Source organism: Pseudomonas brassicacearum (assembly GCF_009601685.2).
In the GTDB taxonomy this organism is placed as follows: Bacteria; Pseudomonadota; Gammaproteobacteria; order Pseudomonadales; family Pseudomonadaceae; genus Aquipseudomonas; species Aquipseudomonas kilonensis_B.
This window is the reverse complement of sequence record NZ_CP045701.2, coordinates 6,367,043-6,382,628: the sequence shown is the minus strand read 5'-3', so window position 1 is coordinate 6,382,628 and position 15,586 is coordinate 6,367,043. Positions and strand designations below refer to the sequence as shown.

The following is a 15,586-nucleotide window of genomic DNA, read 5'->3' as shown; positions in this document are numbered from 1 at the left end:
AATACATTGATTCCGGATGGGAAACCTAGCAGAAAGCCATTGCGCATTTTTTGTCCTGAAACACAAGCTTCACAAACAGGCCAGGCAGGACGCCCGGCCCGAAAACCACCGGTCAATGGCTGCCGGAATGCCCGAAACCACCTGCGCCGCGCTGGCTTTCGTCGAATTCTTCGACCAGTTCGAAGTGGGCCTGGACCACCGGCACCAGCACCAACTGCGCGATGCGTTCGCCCACGGCTATGTTGAAGGCCGTTTGGCCGCGGTTCCAGCACGACACCATCAGTTCGCCTTGGTAATCGGAGTCGATCAGGCCCACCAGGTTGCCCAGCACGATGCCGTGCTTGTGGCCCAGGCCCGAGCGAGGCAGGATCAGCGCGGCCAGGCCCGGGTCGCCGATGTACACCGACAGGCCGGTAGGGATCAGCAGGGTCTGGCCCGGCTCCAGGATCGTGTCCTGCTTGAGCATCGCCCGCAGGTCGAGGCCGGCGGAGCCCGGTGTGGCGTATTGCGGCAGCGGGAATTCGTTGCCGATGCGTGGATCGAGGATTTTGGCTTGTAGGGCGTGCATGACATTAAACCTGGTTCAGACGTTCGGCGATAAAGGTGATCAGCTGGCGGGCAATCTTGCTCTTGCTGGTCTGGGCGAAAAGTGTGGCGTGCAACTGGCGGTCGATCACGCTGCAGGCGTTTTCTTCGCTGTTGAAGCCGATGCTCGGGTTGGCCACGTCGTTGGCGACGATCAAGTCGAGGTTCTTGTCCTTGAGCTTGCGTGCGGCGTAATCGAGCAGGTGTTCGGTCTCGGCGGCGAAGCCGACACTGAACGGGCGGTCGGGGCGGGTGGCGATGCTGGCCAGGATGTCCGGGTTGCGCACCATTTGCAGTAGCAGGCCGTCGCCGCTTGTAGGGTCTTTCTTCAATTTTTGCGGGGCAACGACTTCGGGACGGTAGTCCGCCACCGCCGCCGAGGCGATGAACAGGTCGCAGGGGATGGCTGCTTCGCAGGCTGCGAGCATGTCCCGGGCGCTGACCACGTCGATGCGCGTGACCCGGTCCGGCGTTGGCAAGTGTACGGGGCCGGTGATCAGCGTCACCCGGGCGCCGGCTTCCACGGCGGCTTCGGCCAGGGCGAAGCCCATTTTCCCGGAGCTGTGGTTGGTGATGTAGCGCACCGGGTCGATGTTTTCCTGGGTCGGTCCGGCGGTGATCAGCACGTGCTTGCCGGTCAGCGCCTGGCGCTGGAAGCAGTCGGCGGCGCACTGGGCCAGGTCAGTGGCTTCGAGCATGCGGCCCATGCCGACATCGCCGCAGGCCTGGCTGCCGGAGGCCGGGCCGAAGACTTTCAGGGCGCGGCTTTCCAGCAATTGCAGGTTGGCCTGGGTGGCCGGGTCGCGCCACATGGCCTGGTTCATGGCCGGTGCCACGGCGACCACAGCGTCGGTGGCGAGCACCAGAGTGGTCAGCAGGTCGTCGGCGATGCCTTGGGCCAGGCGGGCCATCAGGTCGGCCGTAGCCGGGGCGATCAGCACCAGGTCGGCCCATTTGGCCAGTTCGATATGACCCATGGCGGCTTCTGCCGCCGGGTCGAGCAAATCCAGATGGACCGGGTGCCCGGACAGGGCTTGCATGGTCAGCGGAGTAATGAACTCGCTGCCACCGCGGGTCATGACGACCCGTACTTCCGCGCCCTGGTCGATAAGCCTGCGAACCAGCTCGGCGCTCTTGTAGGCGGCAATGCCGCCGCCGACGCCCAGAACGATGCGTTTCCGATACAGCCGCTGCATAGGCCTGCCTTTCGATTTCAGTGGTCAGTGCAAGGCGAACCCCTTGGCAACAGCCTGCCAGGGTGCAAATCGCCTGCAAAAAAGATGGGCTACGATATCACAGCGACCGCTACGGAACAGCGGCGCCCACAATCAGGGAGATGCCATGAGTATTCGCGATTGGCCCGCAGCCGAGCGGCCGCGGGAGAGGTTATTGGCGCTGGGGGCGGGGAGTCTGTCGGACGCCGAGCTGCTGGCGATTTTTTTACGAACCGGCGTGTCGGGCAAAAGTGCGGTGGATCTGGCACGACAACTATTGATTCAATTTGGCAGCCTGCGCGCACTGCTTGAGGCCGATCAGATCACATTCAGCAACCATATGGGGCTCGGGCCGGCGAAGTTTGCCCAACTGCAGGCGGCTCAGGAAATGAGCCGTCGGCATTTGGCTGAACGAGCCCGGGAAAAGACCTCGCTGGAAAGCCCATTCGTGGTGCGTGAGTACTTGAAATCGATGCTGCGCCACGAGCCCCACGAAGTGTTCGGTTGCCTGTTTCTCAACTCCAAGCACCAGGTGTTGGCCTTCGAGGCGCTGTTTCGCGGCTCCATCGACAGCGCCAGTGTTCATCCCCGGCAGGTGGTCAAAAGGGCCTTGGCCCATAACGCCGCCGCGCTGATCCTGTGCCACAACCACCCCTCCGGTAACTCCGAGCCCAGCCAGGCCGATCGGGTGCTCACCGAGCGGCTTCGGGAGGCGCTGGAGCTGATCGATGTGCGGGTGCTCGATCATTTCATCGTTGGCGATGGGGAGCCGCTGTCGATGGCGGAGTGTGGGTGGATGTAGGCAGGGCCAGGCTTGAATAATCCCTTGTGGGAGCAAAGCTCCCACAAGAGGGGGACTGTGGGGCAGGGGTTACTTGATGCTGACTTTCGAATAGTCCTGGCGCCCAAACGGGCTGACCGAATAACCCTGCACATCCTTGCGGGTCAGGACGAACGCGGTCGGGTGGGCCAGGGGTAGCCACAGGGCCTGCTGCTGGATCTGGGCCTGGGCCTGCTCATAGAGCTTGGTACGCACACCTTGTTCGCCAGTGGTCTTGCCGGCGGTGATCAGTTTGTCCAGGTCGGGGTTGCAGTAGCGGGCGAAGTTGGTGCCGGACTTGACCGCCGCGCAGGAAAATTGTGGCGTGAGAAAGTTGTCCGGATCGCCGTTGTCGCCCGCCCAACCCATGAACAGCAGGTCATGTTCGCCGGCCTTGGCGCGACGGATCAACTCGCCCCATTCGATCACCCGGATCTCGGCCTGGATGCCGATTTGCGCCAGGTCGGACTGCAGCAGCTGTGCGCCGGCACTGGGGTTGGGGTTCAGCAGGCTGCCGGAAGGGCGGGTCCAGATGGTGGTCTGGAAGCCTTCCTTCAAACCGGCCTTGGCCAGCAGGTCACGGGCCTTTGCCGGGTCATGGGCGTAGCCGGGCAGGTTTTTGGCGTAGCTCCAGGTGTTGGGCGGGTAGGGGCCGTTGGCGGCTTCGGCGGTGCCTTCGAAGACGGTCTTGAGGTAGCTGGCCTTGTCGAAGGCCAGGTTGATGGCTTGGCGCACCTCAGGCTTGTCCAGTGGCGGATGCTGGCTGTTGATCGCCACGAACGCGGTCATGAAGGCGTCGGTCTGCTCGACTTTCAGCGTAGGTTCTTGCTTGGCGGCTTGTACGTCCAGCGGCTTGGGCGACAGGGCGATCTGGCATTCGTTGCGGCGCAGTTTCTGCAGGCGTACGTTGGCGTCCGGCGTGATGGCGAAGATCAAGGGATCCACTTGGGGCTTGCCGCCAAAATAATCAGCGTTGGCCTTGTAGCGAATCGAAGCATCTTTCTGGAACCGGTTGAAAATGAACGGGCCGGTGCCGATCGGCTGGTTGTTGAGTTTTTCCGGCGTGCCGGCCTTCATCAATTGATCGGCGTATTCGGCCGAATAGATGGAGGCAAAGCCCATGCTCAACGTCGCCAAAAAGGTCGAGTCGGCGTGATCGAGGGTGAAGCGCACGGTCAGTGGGTCCAGCGCGTCGATTTTCTTGATCAGCGCCGGCAATTGCATGGACTGGGCATGGGGGAAGCCACTCTGCGCAACCTTGTGCCATGGGGTCGCAGGGTCTAGCATGCGCTCGAAGCTGAACTTCACGTCCTCGGCGGTCAGGTCGCGGCGCGGCGTGAAGTAGTCGGTGCGGTGGAACTTGACCTGTGGCCGCAGCTTGAACACATAGGTCAGGCCATCGGTGGAGACTTCCCAGCGCTCGGCCAGGCTTGGGACCACTTTGCCACTGGCGGTATCGAAGTCCACCAGGCGGTTCATCAGCACGTCGGCGGAGGCGTTGGTGGTCGTCAGGGAGTTGTACTGGACGACATCGAACCCTTCCGGGCTGGCTTCGGTACAGACGCTCAGGGCGGCGGCCAAGGCCTGCGGGCTGATCAGCAGAGGGGCGAGCAACAATGGTAGGGCAGCGAGGCGCATGGTCGGTTTCCTGTGCAAGTCGAAGGCCCATCTGCGAGTGCAGTCTGGAAAAGGCCTACCCTAGTGGGCTCGCCGCTAAATGACTATCCCCTTTTTGCATTTTCCGGCACTCTGCGTCGGTGCGTTGATGGGCTGGAAAACGCCGCGGGTGAAAAAAACCTGCATGCAGCGACGAGCGGTAAGGGGCTGCGCCAGCCTTTGCGCCCGCCGTCCGGGGCGGTTGGTCGATGATTGGCCATGAAGACAAATCACATCGGCTGTTGTTGCACTGTGGTCTTTCTGGTATAAAGCAGCGCTCTTTTCTAGGGGCCCGGTTCCTTCACTGTAGGTGTAGCCGGTAAGACCCTTAAAGAAACGCGGCGCCTGGCGCCAAATGACTGAGAGATTAAGCGGCCAACCCATGCCGGGTTGGGCATGTGGTTTTAGAGGGCTGAGGCATGTCGAGAGTCTGTCAAGTTACCGGTAAGGGTCCGGTGACTGGGAATAACATTTCCCACGCAAACAACAAAACCCGTCGTCGTTTCCTGCCGAACCTGCAGCATCACCGCTTCTGGGTTGAAGAAGAGAAACGTTTTGTGCGTCTGCGCGTATCTGCCAAGGGCATGCGTATCATCGACAAGCGTGGCATCAGTGTCGTGCTGGCCGAACTTCGTCGCGATGGCAAGGTTTAAGGGAGCTAATCATGCGTGAATTGATTCGTTTGATCTCGAGCGCCGGTACTGGTCACTTCTACACTACCGACAAGAACAAGCGTACTACCCCGGACAAAATCGAGATCAAGAAATATGATCCGGTTGTTCGCAAGCACGTGATCTACAAGGAAGGCAAAATCAAGTAATTGATTTTTCCCTTCTTACGAAAAAGGCCCATATCGCGAGATACGGGCCTTTTTTGTTGGTGCGCCAGGCATGGCGCGTTGCGCGTAAGCGCAACCAGCTTGGCTGTGGTGGCCACGCTGGTGACTTGGAGGTGCAAGTCCTCTACACACCCGGCAAGGGGAAGTGTTAGCCAGAGGCAAGGGTGTCGCGGGTGACTGCGAATCTGAAGGAAGCCCGAGGCAAAATGCTGGCCTGACGAACAGGAAGCGGATAGAGGCGGCGCAGCGGGGTAAGAAGGCCAACATCTTCAAAGCCCAATACTTGCACGGAACGCTGTGACGTAGATCCGACAGGCATAAGCAGGAAGGTCGCGCGAATTACCTGGGAGATCTGCAGGCTTGCCACTGTGCTACCGAGCGTCGAGAGGCGACGGGATGAGCGTGCAGAAGTCAGCCGAGGCCGTAGTAAGTGACGGATAACCACGTCACCAAGGGCCGAACAGGTTATGCCGCCGGTAGGCGTCAGAGTCTCGTCGAATGTTGAAACGCGGAATATTCTCCAAGATAAAACTGCTACCCCAAGTCCCGGACGGTATCCGAGGATGACGGCTGGTAGGGCACAAACATCGACGGCGTCTGTGACGTGGACGAACGCGGAGCCGGACACGCTGATGGAGCGGGTGCTTGCGCCCGCCAACCTGCGGCGTGCGTACCAACGCGTGGTCAGCAACAAGGGCGCACCGGGTGCCGATGGCATGACGGTGGAGCAATTGGCGGACTACACGAATCAGTATTGGCCGATCCTCAAGGCTGGGCGGGCTACTTCAAGCGCAGTCAGAACAAGCGAGCCCTTGAGGAACTGGACGGTTGGGTACGACGTAAGCTTCGATGTGTCATCTGGCGCCAATGGAAGCAGCCCTCGACGAGGGCGCGCAACCTGATACGCCTAGGCCTTAGCGAAGCGCGAGCCTGTACATCAGCATTCAACGGGCGAGGCCCATGGTGGAACTCGGGAGCGTCACATATGAATCAGGCGCTACCGAAGAAACTGTGGAATCAGCTCGGATTGCTCTCGATACTGGATACGATAAACCGGCTTAGCCGTGTAACCTGAACCGCCGTATACGGAACCGTACGTACGGTGGTGTGAGAGGACGGCGGCTGTAAGGCCGCCTCCTACTCGATCCTGTGAGGGCCTCATCGCGAGCAAGCTCTCACAGGGATCTCAGGCGTCATACGGTCTGGTGATGAGGCCTGCCCAGGCCACGCAAAATCCTCAAGCCTTCTGTTCGAACACCACGTAAATCTTGCGGCACGGCTCCAACACTTCCCAAGTACCCTTGAACCCCGCTGGAATCACGAAACGGTCGCCGGCCCGCAGGGTCTTGGCATTGCCATCGTCGTCCCGCAGCACGGAAACGCCCTGGACGATCTCGCAATACTCATGCTCGGTGTAATTGACCGTCCACTGGCCGACGGCGCCTTCCCATACGCCAGCATTCATTTGCCCGCAGGGGCTGCTGTAGTGGTTGAACACTGTTTGTTCGGGGTCGCCCTTGAACACCTTGGCCGGGTCCGGGCGATAGCGTTCGGCGGTGGTATTGGCTTGGCTGAAATCGACAATGTCCTGAATGCTCATGCGGGTGATCCCCAGTGATCGCTTGGAAGGCTTCGAGTCTATGTTTATTAAAATGAACATCGCAAGGCCGTTTGCCCGCGTAGTGTCAAATATATTGAAACATGACCGGTCGCTGGTTTAGGGTGGCGGGTGCCCGTGTCGAAAATAGCGTCGAAAACAGGCTGGCCGGGCAGAATTCTTTTGAGCGCTGCGCATTGCGCGGCGTTCGTACTCAATAAGAGGAGGACACACGCATGACCACCCTGACTCGTGCCGACTGGGAACAACGCGCCCGCGACCTGAAGATCGAAGGCCGCGCCTTCATCAACGGCGAGTACACCGATGCGGTGTCCGGCGAAACCTTCGATTGCCTCAGCCCGGTCGATGGCCGCTTGCTGGGCAAGGTCGCCAGCTGTGACGTGGCCGACGCCCAGCGTGCGGTCGAAAACGCTCGTGCCACGTTCAATTCCGGCGCCTGGTCGCGGCTGGCCCCAAGCAAGCGCAAAGCCACCATGATTCGTTTCGCCGGCCTGCTCAAGCAGCATGCCGAAGAACTGGCCCTGCTCGAAACCCTGGACATGGGCAAGCCGATCAGCGATTCCCTCAATATCGATGTTCCCGGCGCGGCCCAAGCCTTGAGCTGGAGCGGCGAAGCCATCGACAAGCTCTACGACGAAGTGGCGGCCACCCCCCACGACCAGTTGGGCCTGGTAACCCGTGAGCCGGTGGGTGTCGTGGGCGCTATCGTGCCATGGAACTTCCCGTTGATGATGGCCTGCTGGAAACTCGGCCCGGCGCTGTCCACCGGTAACTCGGTGGTGCTCAAACCGTCGGAAAAATCCCCGCTGACCGCCATCCGTATCGCCGCACTGGCGATCGAGGCCGGTATTCCCAAAGGCGTGCTGAACGTGCTGCCAGGCTATGGCCACACCGTCGGCAAGGCCCTGGCCCTGCATATGGACGTCGATACGCTGGTGTTCACCGGCTCTACCAAGATCGCCAAGCAACTGATGATCTACTCCGGCGAATCCAATATGAAGCGTATCTGGCTGGAAGCCGGCGGCAAGAGCCCGAACATCGTGTTCGCCGATGCCCCGGACCTGCAAGCCGCCGCCGAATCCGCCGCCAGCGCCATCGCCTTCAACCAGGGCGAGGTCTGCACCGCCGGCTCGCGGCTGTTGGTGGAGCGCTCCATCAAGGACACGTTCCTGCCACTGGTGATCGAAGCCCTCAAGGGCTGGAAGCCTGGCAACCCCCTGGACCCGGCCACCAATGTCGGCGCCCTGGTCGATACCCAGCAGATGAACACCGTGCTGTCCTACATTGAGGCCGGGCACAGCGACGGCGCCAAATTGGTGGCCGGCGGCAAGCGCATCCTTGAGGAAACGGGCGGCACCTACGTCGAGCCGACAATTTTCGATGGCGTGAGCAACGCGATGAAAATCGCCCAGGAAGAGATTTTCGGCCCGGTGCTGTCGGTCATTGCCTTCGACACCGCCGAGCAGGCCATCGAGATCGCCAACGACACACCGTACGGCCTGGCCGCAGCGGTATGGACCAAGGACATCTCCAAGGCCCACCTGACCGCCAAGGCCCTGCGTGCCGGTAGCGTATGGGTCAACCAGTACGACGGCGGCGACATGACCGCGCCGTTCGGTGGTTTCAAGCAATCGGGCAACGGTCGCGACAAGTCGCTGCATGCGTTCGACAAGTACACCGAGCTGAAGTCGACCTGGATCAAGCTCTGACAGAGGCGGCCCCGGATCTGTGCGGGGTGTCATGCAGCGCTGATTCCCCCTGTGGGAGCGGGGATGAGCGGAAGATTGGCGGTCGACACAAATCCCTGTGGGAGCGAGCTTGCTCGCGATAGCGGTATGACAGACGACGACTTTGTTGAATGTTGCGCCGTCATCGCGAGCAAGCTTGCTCCCACTTTGTTTTGAGTGGTGTCTGAAAAACCGATCACTGTCCACAGGAGCGTGGAAATGCGTTGGGCGACCTATTTCGCCGTATTGGCATCTGTCCTGAGTGTCGGCCTGGCCCTGGGCGTGAGCATGCCGCTGGTGTCGCTGCGCCTGGAGGGCTGGGGCTATGGCTCGTTCGCCATTGGCGTGATGGCCGCCATGCCGGCCGTAGGGGTGTTGCTTGGGGCCAAGGTGTCGAGCCGGTTGGCGGCGCGGTTCGGTACGGCAGCGTTGATGCGCCTGTGCCTGTGGGGCGGCGCAGTGTCCATCGGGTTGCTGGCACTGTTGCCCAGCTATCCGGTCTGGTTGCTGCTGCGCCTGGTGATTGGCGTGGTCCTGACCCTGGTGTTCATTCTCGGTGAAAGCTGGATCAATCAACTGGTCATTGAACAATGGCGTGGGCGACTGGTGGCGCTGTACGGCAGCTGCTACGCCCTGAGCCAGTTGTCCGGCCCGCTGCTGCTGGGCGCGCTGGGGACCGATCATGACTATGGGTTCTGGGTGGGCGTCGGCCTGCTGCTGGTCGCACCTTTGCTGTTGCTGGGCCGCAGCGGTGCGCCGAGCAGCGAGGCCGGCAGCGTTACGTTTAGCGACTTGTGGACGTTTTGCCGAGGCTTGCCGGCGATTGCCTGGGCGGTCTCGTTGTTCGCCGCGTTCGAGGCCATGATCCTCACGTTGCTGCCGGTGTATTGCCTGCGCCAGGGCTTCACTGCCGACATCGCGCTGGCAATGGTCAGCACCGTGGTGGTCGGCGATGCCTTGTTGCAGTTGCCCATCGGCGCCCTGGCCGATCGCGTGTCTCGCCGGGCGCTGTTGACGGGGTGTGCGGTGGCGCTGACGTTATCGAGCCTGGCGGTTCCGCTGTTGATCGATACCCTGTTGATCTGGCCGTTGTGGGTGCTGTTCGGTGCCAGTGCCGGTGGGTTGTTCACGTTGTCGCTGATCCTGATCGGCGAGCGTTATCGCGACGATGCGCTGGTGCGGGCCAATGCCCATGTCGCGCAACTGTGGGGCCTTGGTTGCCTGATCGGCCCACTGGCGGCGGGAGCGGGCAGCCAGTGGATCAGCGGGCATGCGCTGCCTTTGTTCATGGCGGCAGGGGCGTTTGGCCTGGTGATTCTGCTAATGCGCCAAGGGGCGTTCGGGGCGAGCCAAACAGCCTGAGCCCACAGCGGTTTGAGCAGGCCTACAACATCCGCTCCAGCCCGATCGTCGTGCTGAACCAGGCATTGAACCGGCGCCACCAACTGCCCGGTTCGCGGTCCAGGTCGTGTATCTGGCCGTTGTCTTCGGTGGTCCATACAAGCCTTCCGTGCTCCAGCCTGGCCTGATAACTCAGGGCCGGCGCCATGCCCTGCAAGGCCAGCTCACGGACTTGGCCGGCGAGTTCAGGGCTGTCCACCAGTACGCCGACTTCGGTGTTCCACAGCACCGAGCGCGGGTCGAAATTGAACGAGCCGATGAACGATTTCTGCTGGTCGAAGATGATCGCCTTGCTGTGCAGGCTGGAGTCCGATTGGCCGTAGGATTTGCTGTAGAACAGGTGAGGGCTGCTGCCGGTGTCGCCCGGTTGTCGTCGCAGCTCGAACAGGCGTACGCCATGTTGCAACAAGGCCTTGCGGTACGGCGCATAGCCGCCGTGCACCGCGGGCACGTCGGTAGCTTCCAGGGAGTTGGTCAGCAGGCTCACCGACACGCCGGCATCGGCGCGACTGGTCAGGTACACCAAACCTGGCTGGCCGGGGACGAAGTAGGCGGAAATCATGATCAGCTCTTTGCTGACGCCGGTCAGCTCGGGGGCCAGTTGCGTGGTCAGCAACAACTGCGGGTCCGGCTCGTCCTTGGCCAGCACTTTGCTGGGCGCGTCCCACAGCGCTGTGTTCCAGGCCCAGATCAACTGGTTGCGCCAAATGTCCAGGCGCGGTTGGGTCTTGTAGGCGGTCAACTGCTGGTAGAGCGCGTGATTTTCCTTTTGGGTCTGCTCCAGGGACTCTTGCAGGCGCAGGCGGTTGTTGGCCAGGTCCTTGGGCGTGGGGCGACGGGACAGGAACTGTTCGATGGGTTTGCTCAGGGCGCTGTTCCAGTATTGGTCGAAGCTGTGCCCCAATTGTTCAGCCACCGGGCCGACACCGAGCAGGTCGATGTCGGTGAAGTTCAGGTTGGGTTCGGCGTCGAAATACTCGTCGCCCAGGTTGCGGCCGCCGACGATGGCCATGCTGTTGTCCGCCAGCCACAGTTTGTTGTGCATCCGGCGGTGTTGCTGTGACAGGTTGAGCAGGCGACCGAGGCTGCGGGTCACGCCGGTGGCGCGTCCCAGGTGCAGCGGGTTGAACAGGCGGATCTGGATCTGCGGATGAGCGGCGAGGGTGGCGATGATCTGATCCTGGCCGTCGCTGGTGGTGTCATCCAGCAGGATGCGCACGCGTACGCCGCGATCTGCGGCCTTGAGCAGTTCGTCCACCAGCATTCGGGTGCTGATGCCGTCATGGACGATGTAGTACTGCAAATCCAGGCTGCCTTGGGCGTGGCGAATCAACTCGGCCCGGGCGATGAAGGCGTCGGTGCTGTCGGCCAACAGGCGAAAGCCTGAGCGACCTTCATGTGGTGCGGCCTGGGACTGAACCGAACGGCCGAAGGCGGAATCTGTCGCCGGTAGCGCCTGGCTGGGCTCGCGCACTACATCAAGGCTCGCGCAGCCATTGAGCAGCATGGCGATCAACAGCATGAATGGCAGAGCAAGGTGCTGTCTCAAACGAGGTCATCCGGCTTTGAGAAAAGCGAAGTATGGCACGGCTTCGGATTTTTCACGCCCGCTCGAAACGCGACGCAGCCTGGCGGCTCATTGGCTGTGTAGGTCGAAAAAGCCACGAGCCTTGTTGAGGAATACTGCAATTAACAGAGCTTCCTCCTACAGAAAAATCCTACTCGACGGGCAACTATGCGTGGGTGTTCGCAGCAGTGAAGTCTCGCAGTTGCGTCACGGATGTTTTCCAACCATTCAACAGGTCCATGAGCATGAAAATAATTCTCGCCGGCACACTGGCCGCTGCCACATTAATCCCGTTCGCCGCCCAGGCTGCCAGTGTCGACTTGAGCGTGACCGGCCGCGTTATCCCGACCACTTGTGTGCCGGCGTTCGCCGGTGGCAATGAGGTCAATCTGGGACGGATCTTCTCTTCAACCCTGGCCCCTGACCGGCAGAACGATCTGCCGCCTCGTGACATCATGCTGAATATTTCTTGTGACGCACCCGCGGCGGTGGAAGTTGCCGTCACCGATAACCGCGGCGCTACCAAGGTGCCGGGACTGGTTTTCAATGGCCGTCGAGATAACGACCTTTACTTCGGCCTGGGCAGCACCCAGGGCGAGGGGATCGGTGGTTTCGGTTTATTGTCCGGCCAACCAATGGCTGACGGCAGCCCGCAGACCTTGCTGATGCGTACGTCCGCCAATCCGGCCTGGCAAGTGTCCACCAACGGCCTGGTGGCCAATACACCGGCTTATTCCTGGGGGGCGAATGTGTTGGCGGGCCCAGTCGCTGCCAGTCTGCACAGCTTCCCGATGCAGGTAGTCGCCTCCATTCGACCGACTTCCGAATTGCCGCCAACCAACGACGAGTTCGATCTCGACGGTTCGGTGACGTTCGATGTGTTCTACCTCTGAGTCCTGACCCATGACGGAGCGTGGCAGGCGCTTGAAAGCCGCCTGCTTGCCTGAAAGGGCCACGCTCCGGCGGGTTGGCCGGGTGCGGGCTACGCCGTTTTTCCTGCCCGGCTGACACCCTCTGGAGATTCCCATGTTTTCCCCAATATCTTCGCCGAAGCTCAGCGTGGTAGTCGCGCTGTGCCTGGCGTTTATCGTCCAAAGTGTCCAAGGCGCCGGCATGGTCCCGGAGACGCCGGTCGTGATCGTCGACCAAGGCAAGGGCGAGGCGACACTCACCGTCAGGAACACCGATGCTCAGCCGGCATTGCTTCATAGCTCGGTCATTCATCTTCCGCAGGACCAGGACCCTTTGCTGGTTCTGAGTCCGCCAGTGGCCCGGGTCGAACCGGGCCAGAGCCAGCAAGTGCGCTTTATCCTGCACACCACTGTCCCCCTGAAGACGGAGCGGCTCAAGCGCGTGCAGTTCGAGGGCATCCAGTCGCGTCCGGCGGGCAATGGCGCACAGATCGCCATGGGCGTGCGGCAGAATATTCCGGTGATTCTTCGCCCCGCCGGGCTCGCGGTTGAGCGAGCACCGTGGAAGCGGTTGGTCTGGAGCGCCAAGGGTGGCCTGGTCCGCGTAAACAATCCCAGTCCCTATGTTGTCCGACTGGCGCGGTCGGTGAGTCTGATTCCTGGGGGCGCAATGCTGGACCTCGGACGCACTTATATCCTGCCCGGCGAAGTACTGACACTGAGTACGCCTTCGAGTCTGGCTACCCATGTCCGGCTGTTTCCCGCGACCACTTACGGTTTTGCAACTGACAGCTATGACGCACATTTGAGTTTGCAATAGTGCGTTTTCGAGTCTTATTTCGCCTGGCCGGTGGCTTGGCCTTGCTTGGGATAGCACAGGCGGGGACCATGGCCCGGACCTTCGCCGAGTTCGACCGATCAGTACTCGAGGCCCGAGGGCTTGATCCGCAGATCGCCGAGTATTTTCGCGATGCGCCGCGCTTCGCGGCCGGGCGCCATCTGATCTCCTTGAGCGTCAATGGCGCATCGGCGGGGCAGGTAATGGCCACTTTTGACGAGCAAGGACAGCTATGCCTGGATGCGGACCTGCTGGATCGGGCGGCAATAGCTGCGCCATCAGGCCTGCATCCCGACGCCGGGAAGGTGCCGTGTTCACGGGTGACTGAAAGCCTGTCCGGGGCCCAGGTATGGCTTGAGCCGGGGCTGAACCTGGTGCGCCTGCTGGTGCCCACCGACTGGTTGCTCGCTGCGGCGACCCGCCGGGACGCCTGGACGTCGGGCGGGATGGCCGGTGTCATCAACTATGATGCGCTGATGGTAAACGGTTCTGCCGCCGGGCAGTCCAGCCCATACCGCAGCCTGGGCACCGAGTTGGGATTCAACGCTGGCGATTGGGTGGTGCGCAGCCGTCAGAACTACACCTCTTTTGCAGGTGTAACGCGTTTCGAAACGCTGTACACCCAGGCTTCAAAGACCTGGGAGCGCTACGGAGCGCAGGTTCAGTTGGGGCAGTTGAACATGCGCTCATCGTTGTTTGCGGGCGAACCCTTTTTCGGCGCGCAGATTCTTCCGGAAACGGCGCTCTCGCAAGCAAGTGGTGGCGTGGGCGGCGGAGCGGTGGTGCAAGGGCTCGCCTACTCGACAGCGCGGGTCGAAGTCCGGCAAAGCGGTGTGGTGATCTTTAACACGTTGGTGCCCGCGGGGCCTTTCACACTGAGCGACTTGCCCCTGCTCAGCCAGCGTCTCGACCTGGACGTGAGCGTCCTTGAAGAAAATGGCGAGCGCCGTGATTTCCGTGTCCCCGCCGCCAACCTGCGTCCGGTGAGCCTGAGAACCGCGCCCAGCTATGCGCTGGCGGTCGGCAAGGTGCGGCGGCTCAACAACGATGAGCGTGATACGCCGTCGTTTTTCGCCCTGAGCCGGGACTGGCGGTTTGGGCAGGCAACGCAGTTCAGCGCCGGGGTGATGGGCGCTGACGAATATCGCTCCATGGGATGGGGAATCGAGCAGGCGCTGACGCGTAACATGACGGCGCGGTTCCAGCAGCTAGGTTCGCGCACGGCCCGGGGTACTCAGGGGCATGACCTGCAGGCCGCGTTGAACACGGTTCTGAACGATAGGTTTTCGATCGGGTTGACGACGGGGCGACGCAGCGGTGGTTTCCGGCATCTGGCTGAGACGGGGCTGGACGCCGCGACCGATGATCGACTCGCTTGGGCAGAGCGTCACTGGGCCATCTCCTTGCGACGTGCCGATCCGCGATGGGGGGCGCTCAGTGGATCGCTGACGCGTTATTCCGGGGCCATGGGGAGGGATGCCGCACGAATCAGCACGGCTTGGTCCCGAACATTCGACAGGACGACCCTGTCATTGAGTGTGCAACACGAGCATGTCGGGCAAGCACGCAATACCGGCATGTCCGCGAACCTCAGCGTGCCCCTGGGGCGCAACCGAAGGATCAGTACCTTCGCCCGCCAGGATGATGATCGAGGGCTGCGTACCGGAGCTCGTTACACCGAGCAGCTCAGCGATAGCCTGGGCTATAGCGTCGGTGTCGACCGCTCGGCCAGTGGCCAGAACGATCTCAACGCCAGACTCAACGCCTTGCCGCGTTATACCAGCGTGGACATCGGCCTCTCCCGCAATGGCGCCGGGGCCCGTCATTATGATCTGGCCCTGCGCGGCGGCTTGGCGTTGCACGAGGACGGCATGACGCCTTCGCCTTATCCTTTGCGCGATACCTTTGGCCTGATCAAGGTCGGCGATGACGCGGGAATCAGGATTGGCACGCCCCACGGTCCCGTCTGGACCGACGCCGGAGGACGCGCGGTGGCGTCCAGTTTGTCCGCCTACCAGGCCTGTCGGATTGAAATCGATACGTCCAGCCTGCCACGCAACCTCGATGTACCCAATGGATTTCAAGAAGTACTGGCTGCACGTGGCGCCGTGCCGCGGCTCGACTTCCAGGCGGGTTCGGTTCGTCGCCTGATGCTGAGCATACGCACCGACGAGGGGGTGCCTGTGAGCAAGGGCCTTGGGGTGTATGACGAACACAATCAGTACCTGACCTCGGTGGTCGATACGGGCCTGGTGTACCTGGATCACGCACCTGCAGTGGTTCGGTTGCGGGTGTTGCTTTCCGAGGGCCGCGCTTGCAGCCTGGAGCTTGATACGGGTCGGTTGCCGGCGGCTTCAGGACCGTATGACAGCGCCGACGTGGTTTGTCAGGCGCGATGATGTGCCAAGCCA

The 15,586-nt window shown here is 61.7% G+C and carries 13 protein-coding genes and 1 pseudogene; 9 read left to right on the top strand and 5 right to left on the bottom strand.

What is annotated here, in order from left to right; translation table 11 throughout:
• Positions 1-112: 112 nt before the first annotated feature.
• Positions 113-568, bottom strand: coding sequence for a dUTP diphosphatase (gene dut / locus GFU70_RS27840; RefSeq protein WP_003206867.1), 456 nt, complete (start codon positions 566-568; stop codon positions 113-115).
• A gap of 4 nt (positions 569-572) precedes the next feature.
• Positions 573-1,781: a bifunctional phosphopantothenoylcysteine decarboxylase/phosphopantothenate--cysteine ligase CoaBC gene (gene coaBC / locus GFU70_RS27835; protein ID WP_153389078.1), complete on the bottom strand. Its 1,209-nt coding sequence runs from the start codon at positions 1,779-1,781 to the stop codon at positions 573-575.
• 145 nt (positions 1,782-1,926) lie between these two features.
• On the opposite strand from coaBC, the gene radC reads away from it, so the two are divergent.
• The gene (gene radC / locus GFU70_RS27830; protein ID WP_064106866.1) at positions 1,927-2,601 is read left to right on the top strand and encodes a RadC family protein; all 675 of its coding nucleotides are present in this window, start codon (positions 1,927-1,929) and stop codon (positions 2,599-2,601) included.
• 69 nt (positions 2,602-2,670) lie between these two features.
• Here the strand turns inward: radC and GFU70_RS27825 are convergent, their stop codons facing one another.
• On the bottom strand, positions 2,671-4,257 hold the full coding sequence (locus GFU70_RS27825; protein ID WP_058543132.1) for an ABC transporter substrate-binding protein: 1,587 nt from the start codon (positions 4,255-4,257) through the stop codon (positions 2,671-2,673).
• Positions 4,258-4,694: 437 nt separating this feature from the next.
• Here GFU70_RS27825 and rpmB point away from each other — a divergent pair, with 437 nt between their 5' ends.
• The 3 genes and pseudogenes from rpmB to GFU70_RS29220 form a co-directional block, all read left to right on the top strand.
• Complete coding sequence (gene rpmB, locus GFU70_RS27820; protein ID WP_003177273.1) at positions 4,695-4,928, top strand: 50S ribosomal protein L28; 234 nt, start codon at positions 4,695-4,697, stop codon at positions 4,926-4,928.
• An 11-nt stretch (positions 4,929-4,939) separates the two neighbouring features.
• Positions 4,940-5,095, top strand: coding sequence for a 50S ribosomal protein L33 (rpmG, locus tag GFU70_RS27815; protein ID WP_003177274.1), 156 nt, complete (start codon positions 4,940-4,942; stop codon positions 5,093-5,095).
• A gap of 784 nt (positions 5,096-5,879) precedes the next feature.
• Positions 5,880-6,188, top strand: a pseudogene (locus tag GFU70_RS29220) (group II intron maturase-specific domain-containing protein); the annotation flags it as partial.
• Between the two features lie 162 nt (positions 6,189-6,350).
• On the opposite strand, the gene GFU70_RS27805 reads toward GFU70_RS29220, so the two are convergent.
• Positions 6,351-6,713: a cupin domain-containing protein gene (locus tag GFU70_RS27805; RefSeq protein WP_003206861.1), complete on the bottom strand. Its 363-nt coding sequence runs from the start codon at positions 6,711-6,713 to the stop codon at positions 6,351-6,353.
• Positions 6,714-6,946: 233 nt separating this feature from the next.
• Between GFU70_RS27805 and GFU70_RS27800 the strand changes: the two genes are divergently transcribed.
• Positions 6,947-8,440, top strand: coding sequence for an aldehyde dehydrogenase (locus tag GFU70_RS27800; RefSeq protein WP_058543131.1), 1,494 nt, complete (start codon positions 6,947-6,949; stop codon positions 8,438-8,440).
• 237 nt (positions 8,441-8,677) lie between these two features.
• Positions 8,678-9,820: an MFS transporter gene (locus GFU70_RS27795; protein ID WP_058543130.1), complete on the top strand. Its 1,143-nt coding sequence runs from the start codon at positions 8,678-8,680 to the stop codon at positions 9,818-9,820.
• A gap of 22 nt (positions 9,821-9,842) precedes the next feature.
• On the opposite strand, the gene GFU70_RS27790 is transcribed toward GFU70_RS27795, so the two are convergent.
• The gene (locus GFU70_RS27790; RefSeq protein ID WP_058543129.1) at positions 9,843-11,381 is read right to left on the bottom strand and encodes a phospholipase D family protein; all 1,539 of its coding nucleotides are present in this window, start codon (positions 11,379-11,381) and stop codon (positions 9,843-9,845) included.
• A gap of 290 nt (positions 11,382-11,671) precedes the next feature.
• Between GFU70_RS27790 and GFU70_RS27785 the strand changes: the two genes are divergently transcribed.
• The 3 genes from GFU70_RS27785 (at position 11,672) to GFU70_RS27775 (ending at position 15,574) form a co-directional block, all read left to right on the top strand.
• A complete protein-coding gene (locus GFU70_RS27785) occupies positions 11,672-12,319 on the top strand; it encodes a DUF1120 domain-containing protein (protein ID WP_116643601.1) in 648 nt (215 codons plus the stop codon).
• A gap of 133 nt (positions 12,320-12,452) precedes the next feature.
• Entirely contained in the window at positions 12,453-13,157 is a 705-nt protein-coding gene (locus GFU70_RS27780; RefSeq protein WP_153389077.1) for a fimbria/pilus chaperone family protein, read from the top strand.
• 68 nt (positions 13,158-13,225) lie between these two features.
• Entirely contained in the window at positions 13,226-15,574 is a 2,349-nt protein-coding gene (locus tag GFU70_RS27775) for a fimbria/pilus outer membrane usher protein (RefSeq protein WP_153389076.1), read from the top strand.
• The last annotated feature ends 12 nt before the right edge of the window (positions 15,575-15,586 follow it).

Excerpts from the sequence above, each read along its gene's own strand:
- dut (WP_003206867.1), bottom strand. The coding sequence starts at position 568 with ATGCACGCCCTACAAGCCAAAATCCTCGATCCACGCATCGGCAACGAA.
- coaBC (WP_153389078.1), bottom strand. The coding sequence starts at position 1,781 with ATGCAGCGGCTGTATCGGAAACGCATCGTTCTGGGCGTCGGCGGCGGC.
- radC (WP_064106866.1), top strand. The coding sequence starts at position 1,927 with ATGAGTATTCGCGATTGGCCCGCAGCCGAGCGGCCGCGGGAGAGGTTA.
- GFU70_RS27825 (WP_058543132.1), bottom strand. The coding sequence starts at position 4,257 with ATGCGCCTCGCTGCCCTACCATTGTTGCTCGCCCCTCTGCTGATCAGC.
- rpmB (WP_003177273.1), top strand. The coding sequence starts at position 4,695 with ATGTCGAGAGTCTGTCAAGTTACCGGTAAGGGTCCGGTGACTGGGAAT.
- rpmG (WP_003177274.1), top strand. The coding sequence starts at position 4,940 with ATGCGTGAATTGATTCGTTTGATCTCGAGCGCCGGTACTGGTCACTTC.
- GFU70_RS27805 (WP_003206861.1), bottom strand. The coding sequence starts at position 6,713 with ATGAGCATTCAGGACATTGTCGATTTCAGCCAAGCCAATACCACCGCC.
- GFU70_RS27800 (WP_058543131.1), top strand. The coding sequence starts at position 6,947 with ATGACCACCCTGACTCGTGCCGACTGGGAACAACGCGCCCGCGACCTG.
- GFU70_RS27795 (WP_058543130.1), top strand. The coding sequence starts at position 8,678 with ATGCGTTGGGCGACCTATTTCGCCGTATTGGCATCTGTCCTGAGTGTC.
- GFU70_RS27790 (WP_058543129.1), bottom strand. The coding sequence starts at position 11,381 with ATGCTGTTGATCGCCATGCTGCTCAATGGCTGCGCGAGCCTTGATGTA.
- GFU70_RS27785 (WP_116643601.1), top strand. The coding sequence starts at position 11,672 with ATGAAAATAATTCTCGCCGGCACACTGGCCGCTGCCACATTAATCCCG.
- GFU70_RS27780 (WP_153389077.1), top strand. The coding sequence starts at position 12,453 with ATGTTTTCCCCAATATCTTCGCCGAAGCTCAGCGTGGTAGTCGCGCTG.
- GFU70_RS27775 (WP_153389076.1), top strand. The coding sequence starts at position 13,226 with ATGGCCCGGACCTTCGCCGAGTTCGACCGATCAGTACTCGAGGCCCGA.